This is a genomic window from Pediococcus acidilactici DSM 20284 (assembly GCF_000146325.1).
Taxonomy (GTDB): domain Bacteria; phylum Bacillota; class Bacilli; order Lactobacillales; family Lactobacillaceae; genus Pediococcus; species Pediococcus acidilactici.
Genome location: NZ_GL397067.1, coordinates 1,079,667 through 1,102,957, shown reverse-complemented (window position 1 = coordinate 1,102,957; position 23,291 = coordinate 1,079,667). Strand labels below are relative to the sequence as shown.

The 23,291-nt window shown below is 39.4% G+C and carries 17 protein-coding genes; 6 read left to right on the top strand and 11 right to left on the bottom strand.

From position 1 onward, the window contains the following. Window positions 1–108: 108 nt before the first annotated feature. Entirely contained in the window at window positions 109–1,305 is a 1,197-nt protein-coding gene (locus tag HMPREF0623_RS05425) for an MFS transporter (RefSeq protein ID WP_004166223.1), read from the top strand. Window positions 1,306–1,720: 415 nt separating this feature from the next. Here the strand turns inward: HMPREF0623_RS05425 and HMPREF0623_RS05420 are convergent, their stop codons facing one another. Continuing rightward, window positions 1,721–3,148 carry an MFS transporter gene (locus HMPREF0623_RS05420; protein ID WP_004166222.1) on the bottom strand — a complete coding sequence of 476 codons (1,428 nt, stop codon included), beginning with the start codon at window positions 3,146–3,148 and terminating at the stop codon, window positions 1,721–1,723. 284 nt (window positions 3,149–3,432) lie between these two features. Here HMPREF0623_RS05420 and HMPREF0623_RS05415 point away from each other — a divergent pair, with 284 nt between their 5' ends. The 4 genes from HMPREF0623_RS05415 (at window position 3,433) to HMPREF0623_RS05400 (ending at window position 11,227) form a co-directional block, all read left to right on the top strand. Beyond that, on the top strand, window positions 3,433–5,928 hold the full coding sequence (locus HMPREF0623_RS05415) for a glycoside hydrolase family 31 protein (RefSeq protein WP_004166221.1): 2,496 nt from the start codon (window positions 3,433–3,435) through the stop codon (window positions 5,926–5,928). Between the two features lie 143 nt (window positions 5,929–6,071). Further along, on the top strand, window positions 6,072–6,626 hold the full coding sequence (locus HMPREF0623_RS05410; protein ID WP_004166220.1) for a hypothetical protein: 555 nt from the start codon (window positions 6,072–6,074) through the stop codon (window positions 6,624–6,626). Window positions 6,627–6,961: 335 nt separating this feature from the next. Beyond that, on the top strand, window positions 6,962–8,764 hold the full coding sequence (pepF, locus tag HMPREF0623_RS05405) for an oligoendopeptidase F (protein WP_004166219.1): 1,803 nt from the start codon (window positions 6,962–6,964) through the stop codon (window positions 8,762–8,764). Between the two features lie 237 nt (window positions 8,765–9,001). After that, window positions 9,002–11,227, top strand: a complete 2,226-nt coding sequence (locus HMPREF0623_RS05400; protein ID WP_004166218.1) for a BspA family leucine-rich repeat surface protein — start codon at window positions 9,002–9,004, stop codon at window positions 11,225–11,227. A 200-nt stretch (window positions 11,228–11,427) separates the two neighbouring features. Here HMPREF0623_RS05400 and HMPREF0623_RS05395 read toward each other — a convergent pair whose 3' ends face one another. The 3 genes from HMPREF0623_RS05395 to HMPREF0623_RS05385 form a co-directional block, all read right to left on the bottom strand. Then, window positions 11,428–12,279 carry a hypothetical protein gene (locus tag HMPREF0623_RS05395; protein WP_002829642.1) on the bottom strand — a complete coding sequence of 284 codons (852 nt, stop codon included), beginning with the start codon at window positions 12,277–12,279 and terminating at the stop codon, window positions 11,428–11,430. A gap of 119 nt (window positions 12,280–12,398) precedes the next feature. Further along, a complete protein-coding gene (locus tag HMPREF0623_RS05390) occupies window positions 12,399–13,265 on the bottom strand; it encodes a hypothetical protein (protein ID WP_002829643.1) in 867 nt (288 codons plus the stop codon). A 14-nt stretch (window positions 13,266–13,279) separates the two neighbouring features. Then, complete coding sequence (locus HMPREF0623_RS05385; protein ID WP_004166217.1) at window positions 13,280–14,014, bottom strand: hypothetical protein; 735 nt, start codon at window positions 14,012–14,014, stop codon at window positions 13,280–13,282. Between the two features lie 268 nt (window positions 14,015–14,282). Between HMPREF0623_RS05385 and HMPREF0623_RS05380 the strand changes: the two genes are divergently transcribed. Further along, complete coding sequence (locus tag HMPREF0623_RS05380) at window positions 14,283–16,283, top strand: BspA family leucine-rich repeat surface protein (protein ID WP_004166216.1); 2,001 nt, start codon at window positions 14,283–14,285, stop codon at window positions 16,281–16,283. 314 nt (window positions 16,284–16,597) lie between these two features. Here the strand turns inward: HMPREF0623_RS05380 and HMPREF0623_RS05375 are convergent, their stop codons facing one another. From HMPREF0623_RS05375 to HMPREF0623_RS05345, 7 genes are all read right to left on the bottom strand, one after another. After that, on the bottom strand, window positions 16,598–17,419 hold the full coding sequence (locus HMPREF0623_RS05375) for a hypothetical protein (RefSeq protein WP_036671304.1): 822 nt from the start codon (window positions 17,417–17,419) through the stop codon (window positions 16,598–16,600). Between the two features lie 13 nt (window positions 17,420–17,432). Then, window positions 17,433–18,164 (bottom strand): hypothetical protein, encoded by a 732-nt coding sequence (locus HMPREF0623_RS05370; RefSeq protein WP_002832470.1) that lies wholly within the window; start codon window positions 18,162–18,164, stop codon window positions 17,433–17,435. Window positions 18,165–18,307: 143 nt separating this feature from the next. Next, window positions 18,308–19,069, bottom strand: coding sequence for a hypothetical protein (locus HMPREF0623_RS05365; protein WP_229785776.1), 762 nt, complete (start codon window positions 19,067–19,069; stop codon window positions 18,308–18,310). Between the two features lie 819 nt (window positions 19,070–19,888). After that, window positions 19,889–20,746, bottom strand: coding sequence for a hypothetical protein (locus tag HMPREF0623_RS05360; protein WP_002829649.1), 858 nt, complete (start codon window positions 20,744–20,746; stop codon window positions 19,889–19,891). Window positions 20,747–20,758: 12 nt separating this feature from the next. Next, window positions 20,759–21,493: a hypothetical protein gene (locus HMPREF0623_RS05355; RefSeq protein ID WP_002829650.1), complete on the bottom strand. Its 735-nt coding sequence runs from the start codon at window positions 21,491–21,493 to the stop codon at window positions 20,759–20,761. Window positions 21,494–21,544: 51 nt separating this feature from the next. Then, window positions 21,545–22,396 (bottom strand): hypothetical protein, encoded by an 852-nt coding sequence (locus tag HMPREF0623_RS05350; protein ID WP_002829651.1) that lies wholly within the window; start codon window positions 22,394–22,396, stop codon window positions 21,545–21,547. Window positions 22,397–22,427: 31 nt separating this feature from the next. Next, entirely contained in the window at window positions 22,428–23,282 is an 855-nt protein-coding gene (locus HMPREF0623_RS05345; RefSeq protein WP_004166212.1) for a hypothetical protein, read from the bottom strand. Between the last annotated feature and the right edge of the window lie 9 nt (window positions 23,283–23,291).

Below are 23,291 nucleotides of genomic sequence, written 5' to 3'. Positions count from 1 at the left end.
ACGGGAAAGCCGGTTTTCCCAAAAATTACCATTCTGCATGATAAGACAGGAAAATTATTTCGTGGTAGTATGTAAGAATATGAAAACAAGCAAAGGAGATGAGCGCCAATGGATGCTAAAAACAAAAAGACTTTATGGATTCTGATCGCTGGAAACCTATTGATTTGTTTGGGAATCGGGCTGGTAATTCCGGTAACCCCCTTCATCAAAAACTATTACCACTATTCCACAACTCAAATGGGGATTATGACGTCGTTATTTGCCTTTTCGCAATTCATTGCGTCTCCTTTAGTTGGCCGACTTTCGGACCGGATTGGACGGAAACCGTTGATTGTAGCGGGATTATTTTTGTACGCCGTGTCCGAAGTGATTTTTGCGTTATCTAATTCGCTGATCTGGTTTAACGTATCCCGGGTAATTGGGGGATTGTCGGCGGCGTTATTCGTGCCAACTTCGATGGCGTTGGCTGCTGACGTAACCACGCCCGCACAACGTGCCCGAGTGATTGGCTGGATCTCGGCGGCCTTTAGTGGTGGGCTAATCCTTGGACCCGGAATTGGCGGTGTTTTGGCAAACATTAGCTATAAAACGCCTTTCTGGGCCGCTGCAGCGCTAGGACTAATTTCGACAATTTTCACTTACGCGGTAATGCCGAAAATGGAAGTTATTCGTGAAATTGCCCATGAAGAACATGACGATGAGCCCCAAGCGGTTAAAAAGACGGGCGCGCTCCGCGACGTCTTAACCGCACCGCTAATCATCTTGTTTACGATGATTTTCGTGGCGGCGTTTGGCCTTCAGGGCTTTGAAAGTATTTATAGTATTTACGTGAACCAGGTGTTTAACTTTGGGTTAGGAACCATTGCGTTGGTGTTAACCTTTAATGGAATTTTTTCTTTGATTTTACAGGTGTTTATTTTTGATTGGCTGGTTCGGAAAATGGGCGAAGTTAACTTAATCGGCGCGTGCTTCCTCATTGGCGCGATTTTCGTCTTTTGGATTACCCAAGCGCACACTCAAATTGAAGTAATTATTGCCACATTGGTAGTCTTCTCGGCCTTTGACATTTTGCGGCCGGCAATCACCACCTTGTTAACTAAGGAAGGCAAAAATAACCAGGGCTTAATTAACGGGTTGAACATGTCGTTAACTAGCGTTGGAAACGTAATCGGCCCGATTTTAGCCGGAATGTTGATGGATTACAATACCCACATTCCATACCTATTGGTAGCGTTGATTCTGTTCATCTCTTACGGGATCACCTTCGCGGTTAAACGCGTGATGAAACACGAAGCACAATATTAAAATAAAAGAGTGTGGGACAAAGATCTGGTAGTTTACAAGCATCAACTGAAAATTGACCATTATGCCTAAATTTGGCATTAGTGGTCAATTTTTGGTTAAGCGGAACAAATTGGCTTTTCGCTCTATGGAAGTCGAAACACCAAAACTATTTTTAAGAATCTTTCCATCTTTGAAAAGTATTACTTTAGTTTTCCCCACGCTTTTTTGTTTGGAGATTTTTTGGAGGGGATGCGAGATTGTGATACATACTCCACACCCCAACTTTTTCCGATTAACCAAAATAAGGCACCAATCGCATTTTACGCAATTGGTGCCTTAGCTTTTAATGGTTTTATTACTATGTTAATAGCCAAAATGTGCTCCAGCCTCCAAGGATCTGCGGTCAACCAAATTAGCCGGCTAATCCAGTTGATCCTTAAGCCTTACCCGAAGGCTTCCGCACTCTATTTTCTTCATGCAATTCTTCCAGCTTCCTTGCATTTTCCGTGACCCGCTTCTTATTTAGCGGGTAGAAGAATAGTAACAATAATGCCGCTACTGACAAGCATACCGTTGGAATTCCCGTCGCCAAGTTGTAGATCCGGTGAATTACCGTGACACTTTGTTCCGCACCACCGCCGGTTGACGATTGATAGCCGATGAAGGTCAGCATAAATCCTCCAAAACCACCTGCGATTGCTTGGGCAACTTTCCGGGCGAAGGAGTTGACTCCGTACACAATCCCATCTTCCCGGACGCCAGTTAGTACTTCATGATTATCAATTACGTCGGTAATGAATGCCCAAACCATCAGGTTAAACATTCCCGCACCTAACGAGCCAAAGAACAGCATAATTAGGTAGAAGCTCGTGCTTTGGGTGTGGACAACTAGCAGGATGCCGTACATTAAGGCTCCAAAGAGCAGCGCTACGATGGAAGTTTCTTTCCGTCCAAACCGTTTGGTAAGGAAATTGCTAAACGGCGCCAGCAAAATTACGGTCGCAAAGTTGAAAATCAACGCAATCGACATCGCGGCCTTATCCTTAAAGTAGTCGTTAAAAAGGTAGGAAATCATGGTTCCAGACAGGTTTTGGTTAATTACGATCATGATATCAATTAGAACTAAAACAATTAAGGCTTTATTTTCGAACATTCCCTGAACCAGCCGAGAAAGCGGAACTTTTGCACTTTTTTCGGTCCGAATCCGTTCGGTAGTGAGGTGAATGGTCAATTCATAACATCCCCAGCCTAGAAAAGCACATACCACGACCACCCAGAAGAACCGGGTTCCTGAAATCTTTTGGGTAGCGCCAATGTAGATAAATAGCGGGATAATGTAACTGGTAATCGCACTTCCTAACGCAGATCCCAGCGCCCGGAAGGTTGAAAGGGAGGTCTTGTCGTTAGGGTCGCTACTAATTGCGGCCGCCATTGAACCATAGGGGATGTTCACGCAGGAGTAAAAGATTCCCCAGCCAAGGTACGTAATGAACACAAAAACGAGCCGAATCGGTAACGCCCAGTCCTTAACTACCGGCACAAATAGAAGAACCAAAAAGATGAGGAGCGGGTACTGCATCCGAGACATCCAAGGTTTGAAACGGCCGCTTTTATGTAATTTACTATTATCGACCAACCGGCCCACGGTAATGTCGGCGAACGCGTCCACGAACCGCGCGATTAAGAAAAGAATTCCCACTTGGGCACCAGTTAAACCAAGCACGTTGGTGTAGAAAATCATTAAGAAGGAATTGACAACGTTAAACGAGAAGTTATTACCAATGTCACCAAACATGTAGCCGACTTTATCCTTAATGTTAAAAGGGGCCGCGTCGATGGTGACCGTTTTTTGGGTTTTGTCCAATGTACTTCACATCCTTAAAATTAAGTTGGAATAATTGCTAAACTACTTCACAAGTACACTGTAAGAATAGCACCTAAAGAAAGCGTTTTCAATAAAATGATGTAACTTGGCAAAAAATGCGATTGCCTTGGATAAGGATTGATTTTTGGGGCAAAACAAGGAGAAAGTAAAATTTATTCACGTAGAATATTTGATATTGACAGCGCTTTCAGTGGGTTATAAAGTAAGTGCATAACTGAGACATTACATAACGGATGGATTTTTCGAGGACGGGGTGACACGCAATGAAAACTAGCACTAAAGTATTGGAAATAAATAATCAAAATGATTTTTTGGACGTAATTACGAATGGAGCACGTTTTCGAATTTATTTATTGGATGAAAACATTATTCGCATCAAGGGGACTTTTGCGGATGATTTTGCGCCCGAACAATCTTACGCGCTGGTAAAGACAGCGTGGGCGGATGCGACCGACGAGCTGCTTGGCGATGAGCGGCAGCGGGTGTCCCCGATTTCCATTACCGTAACGGAACTAGCGGATCATTATTGCGTAACTAACGGAAAGTATGTTTTAAATATTTTCAAAGAGCCGTTTTACTTTGAAATTGTGGACGAAAACGGCCGGGTAGTTCACCAAGATTTGCCTAACCGGGCGTTTGTGGAAGACGACTTTGGTCGTGAATATCACTATAGTCGGATGGGTGATACGAACAAATTTTATGGGTTTGGGGAAAAATCCGGTAAATTAAATAAATTTAAACGACGGATGCGGATGCACAATACCGATTCACTGGGTTGGAACGCGCAAAAATCGGATCCGCTTTATAAAATGATTCCGTTCTACATTGATTTTGATCCTGCTAAACAGGTCGCGAGTGGCTTGTTTTACAACACTGCGCGGGATTCGGTTTTTGATATGGATTGTGAGCACAGCAATTATTGGTTGCGGTATAGTTATTTTCAATGTGACGGAGGTGATTTAGACGTCTTCTTTATTGGTGGGCCAACGATTAAAAAGGTGGTGGAACACTATACGGATTTGACCGGGAAATCGGCAATGGTGCCGATGGCTTCTTTTGGTTACATGGGTTCGACCATGTTTTATACGGAACTAGCCGAGCACGCGGACGACGCGATTATTGACTTTGTGGGAACTTGTAAACAAAATGACATTCCGTGCGACGGCTTCTTCCTGTCTTCGGGTTACACCTCCGGAAAGGACGGGAAGCGTTACGTTTTCAATTGGAATAAAAAACGATTTCCTGATCCACAAAAGTTCGTTGCCGAATTGAAGGCCCGCGGTGTTTTACTAGCACCTAATATCAAACCGGGGATGTTAACTACCCATCCGCTAGCAAAGAATTTTCAACAGAAGGCGGCCTACGTGAAAACGGCGGATGGTCAAGCAAGCCAAACCGACCAATTCTGGGGCGGTTCAGCCTATTTTGTGGACTTTACGAGTGCTGACGGGCGAGCAGCTTGGAAAACCGAGATGAAAAAAGCACTAATCTCCTTAGGAATTACATCAATTTGGAATGATAATAACGAATATGAAATCAATGATAACCAAGCGCAGGTTGATGCGGAAGGCCTGCACCGGACGATTGGCGAAGTTAAACCAGTTATGTCAACCATGATGGCTAAGGCGGCACAAGAAGCGATTAACGAAGCGGCTCCTGACCAACGGCCGTACTTGATTAACCGGGCTGGTTTTGCGGGAATTCAGCGTTACGCGCAAACTTGGGCTGGCGACAACTATACAAGTTGGACGAATTTGAAATATAATATTCCGACGATTTTGGGAATGGGATTGTCCGGAGTAGCTAATCAGGGATGTGATATCGGTGGCTTTGACGGCCCGCTTCCAGAACCCGAGCTTTTCGTACGGTGGGTCCAAAACGGAATTTTTCAACCCCGGTTTTCGATTCATTCTTGTAATACGGATAACACCGTTACGGAGCCTTGGACGTATCCAGCGTATACCCATTACGTACGCGACGCCATTAAATTGCGGTACTCCTTAATCCCGTACTTCTATGCGTTACTCGACGAAGCGGCTACGGTAGGTTCCCCAATCATGCGCCCCCTCGTTTATGAATTTCAGGAAGATCCGCAAGTAGCTGAAGAAAGCTTTGAGTTTATGTTGGGGCCAGCACTTCTAGTGGCTAACGTAGTCGAACCGCAACAAACAACCAAGACAATCTATTTACCAAAGGGCGCGCGGTGGTTTGATTTACACACTCACCAATATTATGACGGCGGGCAAACCATCACGGTTCCGGTTGACTTAAACAGCATTCCGATGTTTTTACGAAGCGGAGGTATTTTACCCACCAGTCCGGGACTCAATAATATCCATAACGAACCGGTTGAAAAGTTGCGGATTTTGGTAGAACCTAGTGAAGCTGGAAAATTTACTTTGTACGAAGACGACGGGATTTCTAACGATTACCGGACGGGGGATTTGCTAAGAACCCACATTCAGGTGACGCCGGGTAGCCAAGGAGTTACCTTAGACTTTCAGCGGGAAGGCAGCTATGCAACCAAAGTTAAGGAGCTAGAGTTAGTAGTTGGATGCCCTATGGTGGCACCAGTGGCAGTGATGATAGCTGGAAACGAAGTACCGAGATACCTCAACGCCGCACGGTTTGCCACGGCTGTGGAGGGTTGGTACTACAGTGGGGAAACTAAACAGACGACGATTCGGTTTGCCAATCCTGACGCTGTAAAATTTAGCGTAGCGATTAACTTTAGCGTTAAGGACCTGATTTCAATTTAATGTACCGAAATTTTAAAGTGAATTGGCCAGCCCCTTTTCAAATAAGAGTGTAGACGGTAGAACAGGGGGTAAATTATGCCACTGAATATCTTTTTAAGGCCAAAAGATATACAATAGAACTGTAAAAGATTGGAGGAGTATTCATGTTAAATAAATTTAGCCGTTACGCAGATTTAAAACAGGTGGCGCTCACTTTAATTGAAATGGATGCGGTTCCAAACGTGGAGCTACGATTAGCGCAAATCATCGCCCGGGGAATCGATGACACGTTTATTCCAGAAAATGTTAACCCAGAAGAAATCGACGAGTATCTAAGAACCCGCGCGTTACACTTTTGGTTTTACCCATCTATGCATATGAATAAGGTGGTTCCTAAGTTGGCAAGGGAAGTCGCTGATAAATGGGAAATTCAACAGGGTGATAAGCCGATGTTAGAGGCGTGTCTAGAAACGGTGATGTCGTATTATCCGGACGCGGCTGATTATAAAGTAGACTCTACGTTGGTAACGTCTGATGAAATAGATCCCTACCAGACTCATCCGATCGATACTAACTTAGGAATTTATCTAGCTAGCAATCCTGCTACGGAGGACTTAGCCACCATAGACGGCTTTGACGTAGCAAAAATTAACGGGTATCTAAACAGTCAAGGCATTCCCGGGATTCCTGGTGTACGTCTAAAACGTAGTAGAGTTTAAATGAAACAAGCAAAATTAGGATTGGGAAACTTCCCGATCCTTTTTGTGTGGGGAATCGTAGGGGTTAGACGGACGGTGCTTTGCTACGGAGTCGAAACGCGCCCTGAAACCTAGTTTTCTCCGGTTAACCAAATTCCGACGCTCTTATGCAAGATAGTCGAAATAAGCTCCAGCCCCCAAGCTTCCTGCGGCTAACCCAATTCAAGCTTCAATCGCCGAGCCCGCGATTAAACCTTGAATTTTGTTAGTCCTCAGAAGCTGCCCAGGGGCTTCCGCTTTCTATGTAGTATAATATTCCTCATCAACCCCAATCTACATTAATATAGGAGGACACCATGGCTAAAAAACAACCTACCCGTGCAGAAGTTCCCGTTGACCTAACTTGGAACGTTGCGGACATTTTTGCTACGGAAACAGACTTTCACGACGCAATTACCGCCATTAAGTCTCAAATTGAAGACATTCAAAAACTTGCTCAAAAAGGAATACAAAATGCCCATGATTTACTTGCGGCTACTAAATTACTCTACGAGAGTGAAGAGGCAGTCCTAAAAATTTATGGCTACGCTGCGCGCGTCAATGACGGGGATACGGCAGACCCGCATGGCAACGATCTTTTAAACCAAGCACTGTTGGTTTTAAATAAATGGGAGGCCGCCGTTGCATTCTACGATCCGGCAATTACAAGCCTTTCTGCTGAACAACTCGACCAGTTCCTAAAAACTGAACCAGCACTAAAGCAATACGAATTTAATCTCCGGCGGGTGCAAGCTCAAGCGGCACACACATTAACGCCAAGCGAAGAAAAGTTATTAGCCCAATTACAACCAGCGATCGACGATGCGGCAGAAATTTCTGCTAAGTTGGACGATGCCGACTTAGATTTCGGGATGATTAAAGACGAAAATGGGGAAGAGGTTCAATTAACCAACGCCACTGCAAGTGAATTTGCACTTTCACCAAGTCAAGAAATGCGGATGAAAGCTAGCCGCCAAGTTGCCAAGGCGTATCGGTCCATGCGGAATACCTTCGCGGCTACGCTTCGCAGTCACGTGCACGCACAGAACATTATGGCTGAAATTCGCCACTTTAAGAGTGCGCGCGAAATGAATTTAAGTGATCAAAAAATTCCTGAAACGGTTTATGACACGTTAATTGAAACTACGCATGAACACTTAGATTTGATGCACGAGTACTATGCTTTCCGGAAGTCGTTCTTAGGCTTGAAAGATATGTATCAATTTGATCGGCACGTTCCGTTAGTTGCGGACGCCAAGTTGAGTTTGTCGTTTGAAGAAGGCAAAAAAGCAACGATGGCCGCGTTGGCACCGTTAGGCAAGGATTATCAAGCACATTTGCAAACTGAATTTGACCAACGCTGGATTGACGTTGCGGAAAATAAGGGGAAACGAAGCGGCGGCTATGAAGACGATGTTTACGGAGTGCATCCGTATATTTTGCTAAACTGGAACGATATTTATGATAGTACTTCTACTTTAGCTCATGAATCAGGTCATGCTTTACAAAGTGTTTACACCGATCAAGCGCAACCTTTCTGGTATTCACAATACCCGATTTTTATTGCAGAAATTGCCTCTACGTTAAATGAAAGCTTACTCAATCATTACATGCTGGAAAAGCATGCCGATGATCCCCAAATCAAAGCCTTTATTTTAACTCAGGATGTGGATAACTTTATTGGGACAGTTTACCGGCAAACCCTCTTTGCAGAGTTTGAACACTTTATTTACACCGAAGATGCTAAAGGAACGACCCTCACCCCCGATTTGATGGCTCAGAAATTTAACGGGCTCTTCAAAACCTATAATGGGGCAGCGGTTAGTGACTTACCGTGGAAGGACGATACTTGGGCACAAATTCCGCACTTCTATTATGACTATTACGTATACCAATACGCGACTTCCAAGGCGATTGCGACGGCGTTGGCAGACGACATCATCAACCAAAAACCGGGCGCGGTCGAACGTTATAAGGAATTCCTGTCAGCAGGTGCAAGTGATTATCCAGTGGAAATTGTTAAACGAGCAGGAATTGACGTTACGAAACGTGACTATCTTGACCAAGCGTTTGTGGATTTTGGGGACAAGGTTAAGGAATTAAAAGAATTATTAAAGTAATTGTGGAAAATCCCATATAAAAATTAATATCTGTTGTTGATAACTAAGAGATCGGTTATTAACGGCAGATTTTTTTGTGGAAAAAAGCACTATGAACGTTGTGCCAGGAAGCAGGTAATCTACGATGATTGCAGTTGAATAATTTTGTGAGGGGTTTCGCTTGCTTATTTCATAACGTTGATTATACAATTAGATTGTAAATTTTTGAACAATCAGTTTGGTTAAAGGAGGTTTGTAATGACTGATAATCTACGTTACATAATTAAGAAAAGTTTGGTGATCACGGGAGCAATTATTGCTACGTTGCTGATCACTACCCAACTAGCGATGGCGGCGCAGAAAAATGTGCGTGGGACAGCCATTGAATGGGGAGATTCTACGTGGCTTTTAGCTGATGATGGTGAACTACAATCGGCCGGCGGTGATATTGGACAAGCGCCACCACTGCATGATGTTCTAAGCAACAATGGGATTGATTTGGAGCGGGTAAAGAGTATTGAATTTACTAAGGCTACTAGCGCGCATGATATTACTGATATGTTAGGAAATTTGCCTAATTTACAGAAAATTACTAAGCTTGGTAATTTGGATTACTCAGGAAGTGCTGAACAAATGTTCCGCGATGATTCAATGTTAAAGATAATGGATATTAAAGACTTTAATACTAGCAAAATTAACAATATGACCTATATGTTCTGGAATACTGCATTCGACGAGTTAGATTTAGGTAATTTCGATACTAGTCAAGTTACTAATATGACAGGAATGTTTGACGGTACGGGCAACTTAAAAAAATTAGATTTGCGTAGTTTTGACACCAGTAATGTTAAAAATATGAAATATATGTTTTATAATTCAAATGTTTCCGAAGTGAATTTATCATCTTTTGACACTAGTAACGTAACTGATATGATGCAAATGTTTTTGGAGACTAAAAATCTGACCAATTTGGATTTGTCTAATTTTGACACATCAAATGTTAATTCGATGAATGAAATGTTTGTTAGCACAACGAATTTAAAAACGGTAAATATGTCTAATTGGGATACTTCGAAAGTAACCAACATGAACCACATGTTTTCAAACTCCGGTGTTGAGAAATTAGACTTATCATCCTTTACTATCACTAATGACATGGATACTGCTGATATGTTCATAGTATGCCGTAACTTAAAGCAACTGACCTTAGGTAAAAAGAGCCAATTAAAGTCAAACATGAATATTCCCGACGTCCCCACCACCGACGGTTATACTGGCCACTGGCAAAACGTGGGTAACGGCACCGTTGATGACCCCGCCGGCAATCACGTTTGGACTTCAACAGAGTTAATGTCTAATTTTGATGCTCCAACGATGGGCGACGACACCTTTGTATGGCAACGAAAGCCGGCAACAATCAATACTGGTGAAACTACCGATTATAAAAACGATCCAGTCCTGAGCAAGTATGTCCCCACGGCAGTGGATCCGCTACACCCATATCGTTACAACGTGGTGCTAAACAACGATTACCCTTTTTACACCAAAGTCGAAGATGGCCAGACGAAAAAGGACAATGTCGCCAACCTAGGAGATAAGTCGGGAACCACGGTTTATAGTCAAGCTGAAATGCCTGCTACTTATACCTACGCAACTGGTAAACGAGCTGGACAAGCGACTAAATTTATTAAGGTAAGCTTTGATGGCAACCAATGGTATTGGGTTGACCAACACGCGCTTAACCTAGATCTGAAATCACGTTATCCAGCGGTGAACGAACAAGGAGTAAGTCTAATCGACGATCAATTTTTAGGTAGTACTAATACGTATGGGATTATTAGCGGCGATTTCAACTCACAAATGATTGATAATGCCTATAACCCGGACGGTCAAATCATTTACCAAAGCTTCGCCAAAGAAAGTGATTTTGCGAACGAAAAAGATCCTGCCCAGGCTTTAAAAGCTTTTAACGACAATTTAGATCGAGCGGCGAAGAGTTGGAATGATGCTTTGGGGCAGTCAGTACTTATTAAGGCCACGGATACCAACAAAAAGGTTACTTTGAAGGTGATTGCTAATCCCCAAGGAGCAGGAAGTGCGACGTTAAGCGGAAATACTGGAATTGATGCTAGTCTGGTAGAAAAAGGAGCTTTGGATCCTGATGGTGAGAATTATGACATCAACGTACTATTTATTACGATGCGTCATGAATTAGGGCACAGTTTAGGGCTTAACCATACGTCTAATGGCCAATATTATGGAATGCCTGATGGTTACAGAATGAATATTGACGATGATGCAATGAATGCTATTTTAGTTTACGACAAATATAGTTTTTATCCATATAGTCAAAAAACCGTTACCCCTGAAGACATTGACGCGGTTAAATTAATTATAGCCAACCACAATTTTGAAAACCCACAACCGCAAACTAAGAAGGTAGTAACTACCAAGCAGATTGACCGGGCAGTTTCCAAAACCTAAGGATAAAAAACAGCAAAATTGATATTAAAAAGAACGGAGACCAAAGTGCATAGTTTTTGGCCTCCGTTTTTGTCTAAGTATTTATAATTTTAGCAGATTCACCAATTCATAGTTGAAATGGTGGAATTCTACCTATTTTTAGCGGAAAAAGGACCGACCCCTTAAAAATAATGAAATGGGTCCTTATAAGCTGGACAGGATTATGGATTAGGTAAATCAATCAATTTGTAACGTTGGTAGAATTGTTTGTTTAAAATATCCTGTAGCATGGTTTCTTCATCACGAGAATTAGCTTCGTCAAATAAGCGCAAGTTGTTTTCAGTTAAAACGACTATCAAAAACTCCATGACTACTTGGCGACTGCCAGAAAGATAGTCAAAGGACACTAATCCTTGATTATTTAAGAACGCAAGTTGATAGCCCTGAGCAAACTTAATAAAAAGTCTATTTTTCCGTGAAATTACGACGTTTTCAATTCTAGGATGGTTAGCTAGATATTCGTAAGCCTCGTGGAGAAAAGATAATAAACCTTGTTCACAATCTACTAATTTAACGCTGATTCCTGACCAACGCAATTTTTTATATAACGAGAAGGAGAATTCTTTCCGGGGGACAAGGAGTACTTGTCGGCTACTGATTTGCTGATGCGTGATTTTGGGATGATTCAAATGTGGAGCATTAACAAACAGTGTTTCAGCAGTGGAATCAGGAGATCCATTTTTCAATTTAATTGCAATTACGTTATCCCCGTAAGGTAGTGGTTCAGGCAAAGAGGCGCGAATTTCTGACTGATCCTTACTATTAACGAAAATAATTTCTTGAGTATTTTCATCAAAGTCCCAGCTACCGTACTCATTTGGAATGAAACCTACTTTGGTAGGAATTTCTAATCGACCGTTTTCGTGGAAAACAACAGCAAAGAAAGCCTCTATAGAATCCTTATCTCCTCCGTCTAAAGTTATCGCCATTGGATAGGAAACGGAACTTGTTCTAGTTATTAGCATCCAAATCCGATGTTCAATCAGCTTGTATACATGTACTTTGTCTAGCATAGCAATACATCTCCTTAAACATACCTCAAATGAGCCATATTCCTATATTTAGAAAATTCTTTTTAAAATGTGCCCCTTCACGTAAAATTAGATAATTAGTCTATGGAATCAGATTTTATTTACATACCTGATCCAACTTCATAACGACTCGCAAAAATGTTTGTTATGGTGTTACGTAAAGCATCTTCTTCAGAACGATGATCGTCAGGATTTAGTAGTCGCTTGCTATCTTCACCAATAATTGTAAGTAATAATTCTACCATGATAGAACGTTTACCAGCACAATAATCAAAGGAGAAAGAAGTGCTTTTTTTTGTATTGTTGGCAAATAGGACATGATCAATTTCTTTTGGAAATTCAATCGGTATATTACCATCACCATTAGGTGCAATAATAACGTTTTTTACGTGAGGATGTTCCATGATATACTCGCAGACTTCTTTGAGAAAGCCCATTAAATTAGTATAGTTTTCAACTAGATGAACAGAATAAGCTCTCCGAGCGAAATGTTGGGTTAAAGTGCGATTGAATTGGCTTTCCGCAACAAAAACTACAGATTCGCCTCCCAAAGTTCTTTGTGTAACGTTCCAGGCATTGTAATGATCCAAGTTGATAAAAAATTCGATGTTATCACTATTTCCTGCGTCTTCAGGGTTAATAGTAATTACGTTTCCACCGTAATACCCCTTTTTAGGAGGTTGGAGGTGTTTTTCCAAGCGGCCATCTTCACTAATAATGATAATCTCTTGTTTCTCTTCGTCAAAGATCCAACTATGATAATCTGTAGGATGGTACCCAAGATTAGTTGGGAATTTAATTCGACCATTTTCTCTAAATTCAATAATGAAATAGCTACACTGGTCATCGATGTTACCGCCTAAAAACATTACGCCTGGGCGGCTTTCGTAAGGCGCATCCGCTTCCGTAAAACGAAAAAACCAATATCGATGGCAAAGTAATGCTTTAATTGTTTCTTGATTTAACATAGTATTCTGCCCCCTTATTTATGTTTCATCCATGAACTGCTAACGGTTTGAAAACCTTGGAAGAAAGTGTTGATTTCCCTTCCATGGATCAAACGATCGGAAAAGTAACGGTAAGCAACATAGTTACCAATCTCCATGTCGTATTTTCCTAATCCGGCAGTAGCGTCCCCTTGTTGAACTTTGAGTGAACTTTCAGCAATGATTTTAAAAATAATTCCTAAGTATTCAATTAATATTGAACGACTTCCGGCGATAATTCCCATATTAACAGTAGGTAAAAGCTGATTTTCAGCAATAAATTTTTTGATAAATCTTGGAGAGTCGTTATAACTTAAAACGTCAGAATCTCCCATGATGTCCCATTGGTCGCACATGTAAAGTGTGCCATCCTTCATATTATCAAAGGGATAGTTAAGCATAGTTACGTCACTAGCATCAGTTATAACAGCTTTTTCGATTTCGGGATGGGCTTGAAGAAAATCAAATGCCATTAAAAGTCGATGGAAAAAAATGGTTAAACCAGGGTAATGTTGAAATAAATCTACGTTTACAATGTGAAAGTTACCATCGTCTTTTACTTGATCAGGACTATTGGTTAATACGTAAAAAGGTACGTTGAATTTAGCTAACGATTCTGTTTGCTCACTAACCTGTTTTGCAACATCCAAATTAGTATTATCGAAATTGTGATAGACATTATCCATATTTATAATGAATTCTGTAATTACTACGTTAGGTTCAACTTGCATTTTGGTTCCTCCAGTATAGGGATATATAGAAAATTATTTATTAAGCTGTATTGATATTTGCGCGGATACTTTATCTCCATGTTCAATTGTATACGTTAACGAATTATATGCGTATCATTATTTTTAATAAATGTTAAAAAATTAGTTTAAGTGGGGGATTATAAATTGGGAATATTTCCAAATTTTTGTTAGCGTTTACTTTTTTGTGTATAATATATTTTATAGGGTAAAAATATATTGAATTAAATAATTTCGGGAGGAGTTTTTAATGACTTGTAAAAGAATATTTATTTGGAAAGTTTGTTTTGTAATTATTGTTTCATTCTTTAGCGGACTGTTATTTTTGACGCATTTATCAAAAGCTGCGGAAACCAACTTAGCTACGAAGAATGTGAAAGCAAATTCGTTTGTTTGGGGAAAAGCCGAAGTAGTTTTAGCAAACGACGGGGAACTAATAGTTGCTAGTGGAGACATTGATAGCTCTCCAGCTTTACATGACGTGCTAAATAGTAATGGGATTGATCCGAAAACGATAAAAAGTATTGAATTTACACAACCTACTAGTGCAATTGGTACTTTTAATATGTTTGGATATTTACCTAACTTACAGAAAATTATAGGGTTAGATAAACTCAAGTATTCGGGGACGGCAGGGGGCATGTTTCGTGATGATACATCTCTTGAAAGCATAAATTTTAACAACTTTGATACAAGTGAAATTTTCGATATGGGTTATATGTTTTTGAATTCAGGACTTAAAGAATTGGATTTATCTTCTTTTGACACTAGTAATGTTAAAAGCACGGAAGGAATGTTTGACAACACTCAGAGCCTTACTACATTGGATCTAACAGGGTTTGATACTTCAAAGAATACTTCCATGAAGTACATGTTTTTTGGCGCAGGAGTTAAGGAATTAGATTTATCTTCATTTGACATTAATAATACAGATACTTCCGATATGTTTACAAATGCTAGAATGCTGAGGCAACTGACCTTAGGAAAAAAGAGTCAGTTAAGGGAAAATATGAATATCCCTGATGTTCCTACCAGTGACGGTTACACAGGTCACTGGCAAAACGTGGGTAACGGCACCGTTGATGACCCTGCCGGCAGTCACGTTTGGACTTCAACAGAATTAATGTCTAATTTTGATGCTCCAACGATGGGCGACGACACCTTCGTATGGCAACGAAAGCCGGCAACAATTAATATTGGTGAAACTACCGATTATAAAAACGATCCAGTCCTGAGCAAGTATGTCCCCACGGCAGTGGATCCGTTGCACCCATATCGTTACAACGTAGTTCTAAACAACGATTATCCTTTTTACACCAAAGTAGAAGATGGTCAGACGAAAAAGGACAATGTCGCCAATCTAGGAGATAAGTCGGGAACCACGGTTTATAGTCAAGCTGAAATGCCTGCTACTTATACCTACGCAACTGGTAAACGAGCTGGACAAGCGACTAAATTTATTAAGGTAAGCTTTGATGGCAACCAATGGTACTGGGTTGACCAGCACGCGCTTAACTTGGATCTGAAATCACGTTATCCAGCGGTAAATAAACAAGGAGTAGGTCTAATCGGCGATCAATTTTTAGGATCTACTAATACGTATGGCAACTATGATATGGATGTTAATTCGCAAATGATTGATAATGCGTATAATCCTGATGGCCAAATCATTTACCAAAGCTTCGCCAAAGAAAGTGATTTTACGGCAGAAAAAGATCCTACTCAGGCTTTAAAAGCATTTAACGACAATTTAGATCGGGCAGCGAAGAGTTGGAATGATGCTTTGGGGCAGTCAGTACTTATTAAGGCCACGGATACCAACAAAAAGGTTACTTTGAAGGTGATTGCTAATCCAAAAGATGCAGGTAGTGCAACGTTAAGCGGGAACACGGGGATTGACGCTGGCTTGGTAAAATGGGCGTTAGATCCTAATGATCAATATTATGAAATTAACTTGTTATTTATTACAATGCGTCACGAACTAGGACATAGCTTGGGGCTAGATCATACTTCTAACGGACAATACTACGGTATGCCAGATGGATATCAATTCAGCATTGATGATGACGTAATGAATGCTATTTTGCACCATTACGAGAATGGTCATCCAAATACTCAAAAAACGATCACCAAAGAAGACGTGAGTGCGATTAAATTAATCTTATCCAACCACAATTTTGAAAACCCACAACCGCAAACTAAGAAGGTAGTAACTACCAAGCAGATTGATCGAGCGGTTTCCAAACCCTAAGAACAAAAAACAACATTGATATTAAAAAGAACGGAGACCAAGGTGCATAGATTTTGGTCTCCGTTTGTGTATGATTATTTAGAGTTCTGGCAGGTCCACCGTTTCGTAGCGGGTATTAAAGCTTTTAAGTAGTACTACTTGAAGCATTTTCTCTGCACTTTGATGACTCTTGATGTTGAGTAACATATTTTTTCAGAAGGAATTGAAAGTAATGATTCCATACGTAACCGACGACTGCCTAAAAAAGTGATCAAAGAGATCATCCAAGGATAATAATCGCCGCTTAGAAGAAAATTTAATGATGTTTGTGATTTTTATTTGGGTGCAAATACTTCTGCGATTTCATATCGATTAGCAAATTTGTTAAGAATAATATCTTGAAGCATTTCCTCTTCATTTCGATAGTCGTCTCGATTTAATAGCCGTTTATTATTCTCGGATAAAACGACCGTTAATAATTCAAGAACCAATGCACGTTCACCCGAAAAATATTTGTACGATGGTTGATTATCTTTATTAGCGAAAAGTATCTTCTCTTCTTCCGACAATTCAACTATGGGTTGACCTACCTGAGAAATTACTACTTCTTCTAATTGAGGGTGAACAATTAGGTACCGATATACTTCGTTAAAGAAATCAATTATAGAATTTTTAGCATTAATTAGTTTAATATCAAAATTTAGAAAAGCTAAGTCTTGGAATAGTTCAAATTCATAAACGCTACGTGGACAAAAAAACATGTGGGTTCCCCCAATGATGCGTTTTTTTATTGCATATTTATCAACGTGAGGTTCATGAGAGAAAACTTCATTTTTATCTGAAATTAGTTGCATTTTAAACCCACCACCAAACCAACGGACAGGAAGCTTTGCACGTCTGCTAATTTGGTTCTGGTTGTTTAGGAATACGATTTCTTGAGTATCTTCATCAAAATCCCAGTATCGGTATTCGTCGGGTTCAAAAGCTACGTTAGTAGGAAAGGTGATTCTCCCATTCCGCCGAAAGCAAAGTGCTAACATGCCCGAGCCAGCCTTAGTGCCAATGAATAGGGTAGTAAAAGTTTTTTTAGGGGTAATTTCACGATATTTCCAAAAACGATCACAAATTAGATCTTTTACTTCTTCTTTATTTAACATTGTTAAAAACTCCTTATTTGTGCTTAAACCATGCGCTACTTGGCTCTTGATAACCATCCATTATCGTAGTAACCTCTCGGCCATGGATTAAACGTTCGCCAAAATACTTGTAAGCAACGTAATTAGAAATTGCCATTTCAACGTCACTTAATTGATAAGCATCGTTCCCCTGGCTAATTTTTAATTGGGCATCGGTAATTATTTTGACCATGATTCCTAAATATTCGATTAATACTGCACGGGTACCAACCATAACGCCCAGGTTTAAAGTCGGGAGCAGTCCGTTTTCTCTGATAAAGTCTTCAATACACTGAAGGTCTTTATGCCAAGTGATTACAGGAGTGGCAAAGATATAAAAACTTTCGTCTCCCATATATAAAATTCCCTCTTCAACTTTATCAAACGGATAATTAAGCATTGTGACGTCTCCCGCATCTGTTAACGCAGCTTTTTCAATTTCGGGATGTTTTTGTAAAAATTCAAAGGCCATTAAAATTCGGTGAAAGTACAAAGTTAGATTAGGGTAGTGAGAAAACAGATCCATATGAACAATATGAGCTCCTGTATCGGACTCTTGGCTTTCTGAGTTAGTCAGCACGTAATATGGCACGTGAAATTGTGATAAGGATTCTGCTTGGGTTTTAGTTTTAGCGGGAATATCTACATGACTATTATCCTGCCCGTAATGAGGATCGTACATATTAACAATGAATTCACTGATCACGATATTTTTTTCTACTTTCATATAAAACTCCTTTATTACTGTGGGTAATGGACCCAGGTGTTCATTATGGTGCCCGCATCTGCCATAGCACTTAAAGGCGTAGCGTCATAAGGGTGACCATGCAATGACAACTTAACCCACATAATGATTTACGCAAGAGGCTATCAAATATGCGCTAGTGTAAAGCGATCTTGGTATTGCTTATTCAAAGTGTCTAATAATAGTTCATCTTCAGTGCGGTGATCGTCAAGGTTAAGCAAACGCTTATTATTTTCTGACAATATTAAGATTAATAATTCCATGATGCGAGCCCGATTGCCGGCAAAGTAGGTAAACGAAGGGCGTTGGTCATCTTCAAGGAATACGAGCTGGTTTTCTTCTGGAAGTTTAACTACCGGTTGTCCATCCTTAGCAATTACCACTTTTTCTAACTGGGGATGTTGGGCAAGGTATTCATAAATTTTATCGAAAAAATTTAAAATTGATCCCTGATAATCAAGTACTTTAAGGTTAAAATTTTCACGACTGATATCGTGGAACAATTCCATATTAAATGATTGGCGAGGGGTAAAATACATATTTTTCCCACCAAGTACTCGGCTAGTTGTTTGTTGCGCATCAATTCGCGTATCACTAATAAAAATACCGTCTTTTCCGTCAAATAATTGGATTTTAAGACTATCATTTAACCAATTAACGGGGAGTTTCCCACGTGCGCTAATTTGCCCATTAGTTCCAATTAATAAAATTTCTTGCTTTTCTTCATCAAAATCCCAGTGTGCGTACTCCTGTGGAACAAATGCTAAATTGTTAGGAAAAGTAATTCTTCCGTCTGGCTCAAACTGGATGGCTAAAAAGCCGTCCGTAGGACCTCTTCCAATAAAAACTAGAACGAAATCATTATTATCGGTTACGATGTTATACATCCAAAAGCGATTACAAATTATTTTTTTTAATTCTCTTTTAGTTAACAATGCGGTGCACTCCTTATGACGGTAATGATTAATCAGTTATTGTGTAATGATACGAGGAATTCTTGTAGTTGTCGGATAGTTTTAAATATAAATTAAGAGTAACCACCCGCAAAACCAGTGGTGTAAGGGTGCCTTCAATCCCCTTAATCGCTACCACAAGAAAATATAATCATAGTAAAAGTTATACCATGTTTAGTATAGTGGTTATCCTTCGTCGTGTCTACGAAATGAAGAAATCTTTTAAAGTTATTGTGTAGTCAAATGAAACAAAGCTACGTGGTAATGTAGTTTGATTTAGTTTCGATAACGACCTTTGGTTTGGCATAGAATACAATATCGTACTTAATAATTTTGTGAGCCGCTGTGTTGGATATAAAGATTGTTTGATTGCTTTTCTATAGAAAAAATTTATTGTAGCTATTATATGTTTAATGGCATTGATGCCAGCTAACGGGAAGTCAAACATTTTTTACATAGATAAGAAATTCTTTTAAGAAAAGTAGATCTCGCTCGATTATTTTTCAAAGTAGCCTGAGAAAGCATGCTAAGCTAACCGGAATAATCATTTATATAGTTAAAGGTTTAAATGTACTAAATTATGGTCAAAAAGGTGGCAATACTTGAGAAATCACATCTTTAATTCAATCTGTCTTTAAAACAAAAAGGAAACTAATCCGTCGTTAAACGAAATAATCTCCTCAATAGCTTTAATCTACATTCTGTTAGATTAATTTATTTAGCATAAACGAATTAGAAATTGGTTAGCTCCTATTATTGAAGGTATTCGCAACGATTAATGAATTTATTATGTAAAACCTCACCTAGTAATTCATTAACCGTACGATTATCATCAGGAGATAATTGACGTTTATTATTCTCAGTAATTACCGTGGTAAGTAATTCCATTACTACTGCACGACTTCCTGCACAATAGTCAAAAGCAGTTGTTATTTCAGAAGAGGCTAATAACACGTGATTAAGCTCTTTTGGTAAATTGATGTCGAGTTCTGAGGTAGCGTTGCGAGAAATTATAACATTAGTTAAACGGGGTTGATCCATGAGGCACTCCATAATTTCTTGCAGAAATTCTGTTAAATCATTTTGATGGTCAACTGGATAAACTGGATAGCCTCGCCTTGCAAAATGCTGAGTTACACCCTGTTTGAAATGATCGCGAGGAATAAAGATCATAGTTTGACCAGCTATCGTAGGGTTACGAATTTCAAAAGCATCATAGTGTGGGAAATTTAAAAGGAATTCAACATTTTTAGAGTTGCCCTTATCATCCTTATTGAAAACCATGGTGTCAACGTTATAATAAAATTCTTTTTGAGGTAGTTGTAATCTTTTTTCGGCTTGTCCGTCTTTACTTAGAATAACAACTTCTTGTGTGTCGACGTCGAAGTCCCATTTATAGTAATCACTAGGAATAAAACCCAATCTGGTAGGGAAATCGATTTTTCCATTTTCGCCAAACTTAAGGGTGAGATAACTAAATTCATCATCAGGATCTATTTTTAAAGATAAAATGCCTGCATGAATGTCATAGAGTTTTTCTTTGAGTACGAATTGGAAAAACCATAGGCGATTACAAATCAAATCCTTCACTTCATTTTTGTCTAAAATCATAATAATTACTCCTTATTTATGTTTAAACCAGGCACTGCTTGTGGATTGAAATCCTTGCAAGATGGTGCTAACTTCCCGTCCGTGAACCAACCGATCTGCGAAATAACGGTAGGCAACGTAATTACCAATTTCCATATCATATTTACCTAATGCTGCAGATTCGTCACCCTGTTGGATTTTTAATGAACTTTCAGTAATAAGCTTGAGAATGATTCCCAGAAATTCTAGCAAAATTGCGCGAGTACCGATGATAAGGCCCATGTTAACGGTAGGCAGCATTTGATGTTCAGCAATGAATTTTTTTATAAAGTATGGCGAATTGTTAGTATTTATTATCCAAGTATCGCCTAAAAGCCCCCATTCGTCACCCATATATAAGGTGTCGTCTTGGATGTTGTCGAACGGATAATTCAACATAGTTACATCGCTAGCATCCGTTAAGGCAGCTTTTTCAATTTCAGGATGGGCCTGTAAAAAGTCGTATGCCATAAGGAGGCGGTAGAAAAATATTGATATTCCAGAATAATGTTGAAAAAGTTCTATATTGACTATATGGAATTTATCTTTATCTACTGCTTGGTCTGGACTGTTTGTTAGAACATAAAAAGGGACGTCATGCTCGGCTAATGATTGGGCCTGTTCTTTTACTCTTTCGGAAACATCGAGATTGGTATTATCATAATCATGATAAACGTTATCCATGTTAATAATAAATTCAGTTATCACTACGTTAGGTTCAACTTGCATATTGGTACCTCCATTTACATTAAATTTTTTTATTGAGAAATGATCAAGAAATTATAGATTAGATAATTCTATTAAGTCGTAACGGCCTGAGAAGTAAGTGTTTATAACGTTGTATAGCATCGTCTCGTCATCGCGTTGATCCCCAACACCAAATTGACGTAAGTTGTCTTCGGATAAAACCATAACTAGAAATTCTATGATGGCAGCACGTTTTCCAGAAAGATAGTCAAATGAAACTTGGTTTTGTTTACTTTGGAACGCTAACTTATGTTCGGTGCTAAAAGCCGTTTTAGGTATGTTTTGGCGGGAGATCACGACGTCTTCAATTTGGGGATGAAGAACTAGATATTCGTAAACCCCATTAAAAAAATCTAGTGTTTTTTTAGCGTGATCAATGATTTTGACATTAAAACCATTCCAACGTAATAAACCAAAAAGAGGGTAATCAAAAGCTGTTCGTGGAATAAAGAATGTCCGATATGTTTTATTTGTTCTTTTAGTGATGGCGAAATGATCTAGATGTGGATCGTTAATAAACATATTTTCACTATCATTATCTGAAGATGAAAGTTGTAATTTAAGGGCACTAGTATCTGATCCGTAAGGCAATTTTTCGGGTAAACTTGCTCGGATTTTTGGTTTGCCATCTGTACCAACAAAAATTATTTTTTGAGAAGTTTCATCAAAATCCCATTTTCCATATTCTTTAGGGACAAATCCAACGTTAGTGGGAACCTCTAATTCACCATTTTCGTGGAAAATGACGGAAAAGAAACCCACGAAAGAGTCGTCTTCTTCCTTAGCAAATGTAATAACTTCTGGAGCAGCAGATTTATGTGCACGATGCTGCAGAATCCAAAGTCGGTTTCGAATTAATTGGTATGCTTGTATTTTGTTTACCACGATGTTCTATCCTCACCTTCAATTATTCTTCTTAATTAAAATTTGGAATATCAATTAATTTATAGCGATCTTCAAATTTGGTGGTGAGAAGGTTTTGCAACATTGTTACGTCGTCATGTTGAACATTATCGTTAAATAGGCGTAAGTTATTCTCGGATAAAACCATAACTAAAAATTCTATGATGGCCGTACGTTTTCCAGAAAGATAGTCGAAAGCAGCCTGATTGTGTTCCTTTCGAAATGCTAGCGTTCGTTCAGCAGTGAAAATAGTTTCAGAGACATTATTACTGGATATCACGATATCCTCAATTTGAGGATGACGAATTAAATATTCATAAATCTCGTTAAAAAAGTTTAGTAACTTTTCACCATGATCAATAATTTTGACATTAAATCCGAGCCAACGTAACTTACCAAAAAGTGAGTATTCAAAATTTTCTCGCGGAATAAAGTATGTTTGATGATTTTCGACTGACCTTTTAGTGATTGCAAAGTGGTCTAGATGGGGATCATTAACGAACATTCTTATACGAGCATCGTTTGGCAACGGAGTTTTGATCTGCATGGCAACGAGCTTATCTCCATAAGGTAGTGATTCAGGTAAGCTAGCTACCGTTTGAAATTGTCCATCCTTACTAATAAAAAGAATTTCCTGTGTTTTTTCGTCAAAATCCCAGCTACCATATTCTGCCGGTACGAAACCAACAGTAGTAGGAACTTCTAGTCGTCCGTTTTCGTGAAAGATAATGCAGAAGAAAATTTCATCTGATAATTCTTTATTTCCAATTAGGGTTAAAAGGACTGGCTGATTAAATTTAGATTTTCGATATTGTAAGATCCAAATACGATTTCGAACTAATTGATATACTTGAGCTTTATCTAACATTCTGTTTTC

What these genes read in the sequence shown, in the direction of transcription:
- HMPREF0623_RS05425 (WP_004166223.1), top strand. Translation starts at nt 109, where the DNA reads ATGGATGCTAAAAACAAAAAGACTTTATGGATTCTGATCGCTGGAAAC.
- HMPREF0623_RS05415 (WP_004166221.1), top strand. Translation starts at nt 3,433, where the DNA reads ATGAAAACTAGCACTAAAGTATTGGAAATAAATAATCAAAATGATTTT.
- HMPREF0623_RS05410 (WP_004166220.1), top strand. Translation starts at nt 6,072, where the DNA reads ATGTTAAATAAATTTAGCCGTTACGCAGATTTAAAACAGGTGGCGCTC.
- pepF (WP_004166219.1), top strand. Translation starts at nt 6,962, where the DNA reads ATGGCTAAAAAACAACCTACCCGTGCAGAAGTTCCCGTTGACCTAACT.
- HMPREF0623_RS05400 (WP_004166218.1), top strand. Translation starts at nt 9,002, where the DNA reads ATGACTGATAATCTACGTTACATAATTAAGAAAAGTTTGGTGATCACG.
- HMPREF0623_RS05395 (WP_002829642.1), bottom strand. Translation starts at nt 12,279, where the DNA reads ATGCTAGACAAAGTACATGTATACAAGCTGATTGAACATCGGATTTGG.
- HMPREF0623_RS05390 (WP_002829643.1), bottom strand. Translation starts at nt 13,265, where the DNA reads ATGTTAAATCAAGAAACAATTAAAGCATTACTTTGCCATCGATATTGG.
- HMPREF0623_RS05385 (WP_004166217.1), bottom strand. Translation starts at nt 14,014, where the DNA reads ATGCAAGTTGAACCTAACGTAGTAATTACAGAATTCATTATAAATATG.
- HMPREF0623_RS05380 (WP_004166216.1), top strand. Translation starts at nt 14,283, where the DNA reads ATGACTTGTAAAAGAATATTTATTTGGAAAGTTTGTTTTGTAATTATT.
- HMPREF0623_RS05375 (WP_036671304.1), bottom strand. Translation starts at nt 17,419, where the DNA reads ATGTTAAATAAAGAAGAAGTAAAAGATCTAATTTGTGATCGTTTTTGG.
- HMPREF0623_RS05370 (WP_002832470.1), bottom strand. Translation starts at nt 18,164, where the DNA reads ATGAAAGTAGAAAAAAATATCGTGATCAGTGAATTCATTGTTAATATG.
- HMPREF0623_RS05365 (WP_229785776.1), bottom strand. Translation starts at nt 19,069, where the DNA reads ATGTATAACATCGTAACCGATAATAATGATTTCGTTCTAGTTTTTATT.
- HMPREF0623_RS05360 (WP_002829649.1), bottom strand. Translation starts at nt 20,746, where the DNA reads ATGATTTTAGACAAAAATGAAGTGAAGGATTTGATTTGTAATCGCCTA.
- HMPREF0623_RS05355 (WP_002829650.1), bottom strand. Translation starts at nt 21,493, where the DNA reads ATGCAAGTTGAACCTAACGTAGTGATAACTGAATTTATTATTAACATG.
- HMPREF0623_RS05345 (WP_004166212.1), bottom strand. Translation starts at nt 23,282, where the DNA reads ATGTTAGATAAAGCTCAAGTATATCAATTAGTTCGAAATCGTATTTGG.